General features: G+C 75.6%; 6 protein-coding genes and 2 pseudogenes. 7 read left to right on the top strand and 1 reads right to left on the bottom strand.

The features are described from left to right. The 4 genes and pseudogenes from BJF79_RS56050 to BJF79_RS30060 all read left to right on the top strand — a co-directional run. A pseudogene (locus tag BJF79_RS56050) lies at window positions 1–181 on the top strand (hypothetical protein); the annotation flags it as partial. Next, window positions 171–560 carry a roadblock/LC7 domain-containing protein gene (locus tag BJF79_RS30050; protein ID WP_075902468.1) on the top strand — a complete coding sequence of 130 codons (390 nt, stop codon included), beginning with the start codon at window positions 171–173 and terminating at the stop codon, window positions 558–560. The pseudogene BJF79_RS56050 and the gene BJF79_RS30050, both read left to right, overlap by 11 nt. Before the next feature lies 1 nt (window position 561). Next, complete coding sequence (locus BJF79_RS30055; protein WP_075902470.1) at window positions 562–930, top strand: DUF742 domain-containing protein; 369 nt, start codon at window positions 562–564, stop codon at window positions 928–930. Next, entirely contained in the window at window positions 911–1,642 is a 732-nt protein-coding gene (locus BJF79_RS30060) for a GTP-binding protein (protein ID WP_316043470.1), read from the top strand. The genes BJF79_RS30055 and BJF79_RS30060 overlap by 20 nt, the downstream gene beginning before the upstream one ends. A 1,306-nt stretch (window positions 1,643–2,948) precedes the next feature. Here the strand turns inward: BJF79_RS30060 and BJF79_RS30070 are convergent. Beyond that, window positions 2,949–3,953 carry an acyl-CoA desaturase gene (locus BJF79_RS30070; RefSeq protein WP_075902472.1) on the bottom strand — a complete coding sequence of 335 codons (1,005 nt, stop codon included), beginning with the start codon at window positions 3,951–3,953 and terminating at the stop codon, window positions 2,949–2,951. Window positions 3,954–4,336: 383 nt separating this feature from the next. On the opposite strand from BJF79_RS30070, the gene BJF79_RS62210 reads away from it, so the two are divergent. The 3 genes and pseudogenes from BJF79_RS62210 to BJF79_RS30080 all read left to right on the top strand — a co-directional run. Next, window positions 4,337–5,101: a cytochrome P450 gene (locus BJF79_RS62210; protein WP_262402750.1), complete on the top strand. Its 765-nt coding sequence runs from the start codon at window positions 4,337–4,339 to the stop codon at window positions 5,099–5,101. A gap of 17 nt (window positions 5,102–5,118) precedes the next feature. Further along, window positions 5,119–5,658, top strand: a complete 540-nt coding sequence (locus BJF79_RS62215; protein ID WP_083734181.1) for a cytochrome P450 — start codon at window positions 5,119–5,121, stop codon at window positions 5,656–5,658. Between the two features lies 1 nt (window position 5,659). Next, window positions 5,660–5,918, top strand: a pseudogene (locus BJF79_RS30080) (heme peroxidase); the annotation flags it as partial.

The following is a 5,918-nucleotide window of genomic DNA, read 5'->3' on the forward strand; positions in this document are numbered from 1 at the left end:
GCCGCCGCCGGTCGCGCCGCCGCCCGCGTCGCCCGAAGAGGCCGGGGCGCTGATGGACGCGCTCATCCCGCACACTCCCGCGTCCGGCGCACCCGCGCCGAACACCCCTGCACCGGACGCGGCCGCCCCGGACCCGGGGCACCCCCGCACCGACGACGACAGGAGGAACGATGACGGCTGACCAGGACTGGGTCGTGGCGCGGCTCGCCCGCGTCCAGGGCGTCCGGCACGCCATCGTGTGCACCGTGGACGGCCTGCTCAAGGCCCGCTCCGCCGACACCGGACGGGACGAGGCCGACCGGCTCGCCGCCCGCTGCAGCGGGCTGCTCTCGCTGTCGCGCGACCAGGCGGGCGAGTTCGGCACCGGCGCCAAGGCCCTGCACCAGCTGATGGTCGGGCACGAGGGCGGCTACCTGTTCGTCCGCAGCGCCGCCGCCCGCTCCTGCGTCGCCGTCGTCACCGGCCCGGTGATCAACGCGGCGCTCGTCGCGCAGGAGATGCAGGCGATGGTGCTCAAACTCGGCGAGCAGCTCGCCACGCCCGCCCGGGGGAGCGGCTGACTTGTCCGGCCCCGGCGAGTACCGCGACACGCCGCTGCGGGCCTACGTGGTCACCGGCGGGCGCGCGGTCGCGCCCGGCGCCCGGGTGGGGGTCGACACGCTGCTGAAAACGGTCCCGCCGTCCGCCGGGGCCACCGAACCGCTCCCGGCGGACGCGCCGCCGCAGCTGCGCGCCCTCCTGCGGCTCTGCGCCGGCGGCGTCCTGTCGGTCGCCGAAGCCGCCGCCCACCTGGACCTGCCGGTCAGCGCCGTCCGGGTCCTGGTCGGCGACCTCGTCGCGTCCGGCCGCCTGCAGACCCACGCGGGCGGCTTCACCGAACCCGGAACCGACCTGCTGAAGGAGGTGCTCGATGGGCTCCGCGCCCTCTGACCCGATGGGCACCGCACCCGCGTCCGGCGGGGGCACCGGCCCCGCCGCCCCGACGAGCCCGGAACCCGCGCCCGCCGACCCGGCCGCGCCCGACCCCGCGGCCCCGACGAGCCCGGCGCCCGCAGTGCCGCCCGCCGACCGGTATCTCCCCGGTACCGTCGCCCGGACGGCGAAGATCCTCGTCGTCGGCGACTTCGGCGTCGGCAAGACGTCGTTCATCGGCTCGGTCAGCGAGATCCGCCCGCTGCGCACCGAGGAACCGATCACCGAGGCCAGCACCGGCGTGGACGATCTCGCGCGGCTCCCCGGCAAGACGTCCACGACCGTCGCCATGGACTTCGGCCGCATCACCCTGAACCCGTCCCTCGCCCTCTACCTGTTCGGGACGCCCGGCCAGCGGCGGTTCTGGGACATGTGGGCCGGGCTCGCCGAAGGCGCCGTCGGGGTCCTGGTCATCGTCGACTCCCGGCGGCTCGCGGGCGGCTTCGACGTCCTCGACCAGGTGGAGACGCACGTCCCCGCGCCCTTCGCGGTCGCCGTCAACCACTTCCCCGACACCCCGCCGCACCCCCACGACCGGCTCCGCGGCGCCCTCGACCTCCTCCCGCACACCCCGATCGTCGACTGCAACGCCCTCGACCGCGACTCGTCCGTCGCCGCGCTCGTCGCGCTCGCCGAGCACGCCCTCACCGTCCGGGAGCCCGCCCCGTGACCGTCCCGTCCGGCGAACCCGCCGAAGCCCCCGTGCGCCTGTCGGCCACCACGACCTGCCCCGACACCTGGCCGGTGTTCGACCGGCTCTGGCGCGACCACGGCCCCGTCGCCCACGTCGAACTCGAACCGGGCGTGCACGCCTGGCTCGTCATGGGCTACGAGGAGATCAAGACGGTCACCGGGACGCCGCGCGTGTACTCGCGGGACGGCCGCGACTGGCGCGCCTTCCAGGACGGCGCCGTCCCGCCCGATTCGCCGCTCGGCCCGATGATGTTCTTCCGCGACAACGTCGCCGGGCACGACGGCGAGGAGCACCGCCGCCTGCGCCGCCCCATCGAGGACGCGATCGCCGCCGTCGACCACCGGCGGCTCCGCCGCACCGTCGAGTACCTGTGCCGCGGCCTCATCGGCGGGTTCGCCGAGCGGGGCGCGGCCGACCTCGTCGCCGAGTACGCCGAGGCCGTCCCGCTGCTGGCCCTCGGCGACCTCATCGGCTTCGACCCCCGGCAGAGCCGCGAACTGCTGGTCGCGATGCGCGCCCTGTACGGCTCCGGCGAGGACGCCCACGAGGGCGACCGCCGCCTGGAGGCCCTGCTGTCGGGGCTCCTGGCCGCCCGCCGCGCGGACCCCGCGGACGACATCGCCTCGCTCCTCCTCGCGCACCCCGACCTGCGCACCCCCGCCGAGGCGCTCCGGTCGATCGTCGCGCTGATGTCCGCCGGGAACCACACCACCATGAGCTGGATCGCCCAGACCATCAGCCTCATGCTGACCGACCCCCGCTTCGCCGGACGCGTCCGCGGCGGGCGCCTCGGCATCGACGACGCGCTCGACGAGGTCCTCGCCGTCGCGCCCCCGATGATCAACATGCCGGCCCGGTACGCGCTGCGCGACACCGAACTCGGCGGCCGCGCCATCGCCCGCGGCGACGCCCTCGTCCTCGGTCTCGCCGCCGTCGCCCACGACGTCCGCGCCCACGCCGGGTCGCAGTTCTGGCAGCGCGGCAACCGCGCCCACCTCGCCTGGAGCGCCGGGCAGCACGCCTGCCCCGCACGCGACCCGGCCCGCACCATCGCCCGCACGCCGTCACGACCGTCCTGCACGCGCTGCGCGGCGTCCGGCTCGCCATCGACCCGGCCGAGGTGGAGTACGAGCCGTCCCCGTGGACCCGCCGCCCGGCCCGCCTCCCGGTCACCTTCACGCACGCCGACGCCGGAGGGCCCCACGGCAGGTATCCCGGGCAGGGCCAGGGAGCGTGACCCCTGCCGGACGGTCGCCCCCGGAGCCGCCCCCCCGGGTTCGCCTCAGCCGTCCCCGCTCGCCTCCGACCGCCGCCCGGACCGCCCGGACCGCCCGGACGGCCCGGCGGGCGGCCCGATCGGCGGCCCGGGCGGCAGGGACCGGGCCGCGATGCGGGACGGGTCGGGCCACCGGACGTCGTAGGCCCACCCCGCCTGCTCGAACAGGCGGATCAGCCGGGCGCTCGGGTCGACGTGCCCCTTGCGCACCCCGTGCCGGGCGCTCGTGGGGTCGGCGTGGTGCCAGTTGTGCCACCCCTCGCCGAGGGTGAGGTAGGCGACGATCGGCAGGTTGGTCGAGCGGTCGCGGGTGCGGAAGTCGCGGTCGCCGAAGGCGTGGGCGAGCGAGTTCACCGACCAGGTCGCGTGGTGGACGAGCGCGTACCGGACGAGCCCGCCCCAGAACAGCGCCGTCCACATGCCCGCCCACGTTCCCGACCACAGCCCCCCGGCCGCGGCGGGCAGCGCGAAGGACAGCACGACGAAGCCGGGATAGGCGGCGTCCAGGCGCCGGACGTCCGGATCGGCCAGCAGATCGGGCACCCAGTGCCGCCGGTCGGATCTGCGGCGCGCCGTGTAGAACCAGCCGGCCTGGGCGTGCAGCAGGCCGCGGACGAGCCCCCAGCCGCTCTCGCCGTGCGCCCACGGCGAGTGGGGGTCACCGGGCCGGTCGGCGTACTTGTGGTGCCGCCGGTGCTCGGCCGCCCACAGCGTCACCGGACCCTCGACGGCGAGCCCGCCCGCCACCGCCAGCCCGATCCGCAGCGGCCGCCGGCACTTGAACGAGCGGTGCGTGAACAGCCGGTGGTAGCCGACGCTGATGCCGTAGATGCTGATCACGTACATGACGAGCGCGATCACCGCGTCGCGCGGGCCGATGCCCCGGCCCCAGGCGACGGCGACGCCCGCGGCGAGCGCCGCCACCGGCAGCACGACCAGCACGGCGAGGTACGCGCCGCGCCGGGCCGTCGAGATCGCCACCGTTTCGGCGGCGGGGACGGACGCGGGCATCGGTACCTCTCACGGGCCAGGGGTCGAGGGGGCGGATCAAGGAGGTGGACGGATCAACAGATGGGCGGATCAAGGGGCGGACGCCACCCATTGAATGGGCCACGGAGCGCTGTCGACAGTGGCCGAAGAGTAACTAGATTGTCACCAAGGGTTGCCATATCCTTGCTTTGGGTAATTTTCCCTTGTGATCACGGTCACGCTTCGCTAATCTCCGGCGACGGCATGTGAACACCCGCTCGCGAACGTCCCTGCGGGAACACCGGCACGTGACCGCGACACCCAGAACTTCCGAAACCTGAACATCAGGCGTGTACGAACGCGTCCAACGGACGGCTGGAGACCCTCCCGCCGCCGCGGGAACCGATCCGAAGCAGAGGTCCGGCATGCAACGGTCCGATCAGCAACGGTCCGATCAGACGGTCGGCGGGGGTTACCTGCAGCAGTACGACACGGCCGTCCGGCGGGATCCCGCGGCGGCCCCGGCGCTGGTCGCCGGCTGGCTGCGCACCGACTGGCGCCCGCTGTTCGCCGAACTGCGCGCCCGCCGTCCCGTCCTGGCCGCGCCCGGGCTGGCGCTCGTCACCCGCTCCGCCGACGTCCGCGAGGTGCTGTCGCGCTGGGAGGTCTTCACCGTCGCGGCCTACACCGACCGGCTCGAAGGCGCCCTCGGCGGCCCGGTCGTGCTGTCCCGCGACGCCACCCCGCTGAACTGGCGCGAGCGCGGCCTCATGCAGGTGATGCTGCCCCCCGAGGACGTCCCCGCGGTGCGGGAGCTCGCCGGGCGCGCCGCCGACGAGGCCCTCGACGCGGCCGTCCCGCACGGCGGCGACGACGCCGTCGGCGACCTGTTCCGCCGCGTGGCCCTCCGCGTCTGCGCGGGCTACTTCGGGTTCCCCGGCCCCGACGAGGCGACCCTCTCCCGCTGGTCCCGGACGGTGATCACCGACGTCACCGCGAACCTGCCCGGCGACCCGGACGTGCGGGCCGCGTCCGCCCGCGCGGGCCGCGAGATGATGGACCACCTGCGCGAAGTCCTCGCCGGTCGGCGCGCGCGACCGCGAGCGGCCCCCGCCCGGGGTACATCTTCGACCGGCTGCTGCGCACCACGCTCCCCGCCCGCGCCGGAGTCGACGACGAACGCGTCCTGATCAACGTCGCCGCGCTCATGCTCGGCTTCGTCGAGAACGCGTCCGGGTCCATGACGCACCTCGTCCGCGAGCTGCTCGCCCGCCCGGACGAGTACGCCCGCGCCGCCGACGCCGCACGCGACCCCGACCCCGCCCGCTTCGACGGGCACGTCTGGGAGGCGCTGCGCTTCGACCCGTTCCTCAAGGTCGTCCCGCGGGTCTGCGCCCGCGACCACGTGCTCGCCGCCGGGACCCCGCACGCGACGACCGTCCCGGCGGGCACGCTCGTCCTGGCCGCCGTCGCGTCCGCGATGTTCGACGAGGACGCCGTCGCCGACCCGCACGAGTACCGCCCCGGCCGCCCGTCCGACGTCTACCTGCACTTCGGGCACGGCCCGCACGCCTGCGTCGGCGTCCACCCGGGCGCCGCCGTGATCTGCGAGGTCGTGCGCCGGTTGCTGCGGCGCCCCGGCGTCCGGCTGCTGCCCCCGCCGGACGGCGACGTCGTGCGCGACCGCGGCGTCTTCCCCGACCGGTTCGTCCTCGGCCTCGGGCCGTCCGCGGAAAGGAGCGCCTGACATGGGCGACACCGGCACGGCGCGGACCATCGCCACCGACGGCGCCGCCAACCGGCTCCGCTACCTCGCCCTCACCCACGGGCGGGGGCTGTGGCGGGCCGCCGAGAGCGTCCGCCCGCTGCGGCGCGGGCTGAACGCCGCCATCATCGACCGGGCTATCCGCGAGATGCCCGGACGGCCCGAACCGCTCAGCACCATGGCCCCCTACACGTCCTGGGCGTCCCTCACCGACAAGACGTTCAGCGGCCGCCACCTCCCGC

The sequence above is a fragment of the Actinomadura sp. CNU-125 genome, from assembly GCF_001942465.1.
Classification (GTDB): domain Bacteria; phylum Actinomycetota; class Actinomycetes; order Streptosporangiales; family Streptosporangiaceae; genus Spirillospora.

Excerpts from the sequence above, each read along its gene's own strand:
- BJF79_RS30050 (WP_075902468.1), top strand. The coding sequence starts at position 171 with ATGACGGCTGACCAGGACTGGGTCGTGGCGCGGCTCGCCCGCGTCCAG.
- BJF79_RS30060 (WP_316043470.1), top strand. The coding sequence starts at position 911 with ATGGGCTCCGCGCCCTCTGACCCGATGGGCACCGCACCCGCGTCCGGC.
- BJF79_RS30070 (WP_075902472.1), bottom strand. The coding sequence starts at position 3,953 with ATGCCCGCGTCCGTCCCCGCCGCCGAAACGGTGGCGATCTCGACGGCC.
- BJF79_RS62210 (WP_262402750.1), top strand. The coding sequence starts at position 4,337 with ATGCAACGGTCCGATCAGCAACGGTCCGATCAGACGGTCGGCGGGGGT.
- BJF79_RS62215 (WP_083734181.1), top strand. The coding sequence starts at position 5,119 with ATGCTCGGCTTCGTCGAGAACGCGTCCGGGTCCATGACGCACCTCGTC.